General features: G+C 62.3%; 1 protein-coding gene. It reads left to right on the forward strand.

From position 1 onward, the window contains the following. Positions 1 to 15: 15 nt before the first annotated feature. On the forward strand, positions 16 to 244 hold a 229-nt coding region (locus tag KVT34_RS30885), incomplete at its 3' end, for a VOC family protein (RefSeq protein ID WP_483311478.1).

The following is a 244-nucleotide window of genomic DNA, read 5'->3' on the forward strand; positions in this document are numbered from 1 at the left end:
GAGAGGAGAATGATCGTGGCGCTTCAGAAACTGGTCTGGGCTGAGCGGGCGGTCACCGACATCGACCAGGCGCTCGAGTTCAACATTGACGTCCTGGGACTGCGCGAGGTGTCCAGAGAGGGCCGGAAGATCTATCTCAGCTGCGACATCGACGATCCACATGCGCAGCTGGTTCTGACCGACGGCGGGACCGGGGTGAGGTCGTTCGCCCTCGGCGTCGATTCTGAGGACGAGCTGGAGCAGT

Origin of the sequence: Paenibacillus sp. GbtcB18 (genome assembly GCF_019091125.1) — a bacterium.
GTDB lineage: Bacteria > Bacillota > Bacilli > Paenibacillales > NBRC-103111 > Paenibacillus_F > Paenibacillus_F chitinolyticus.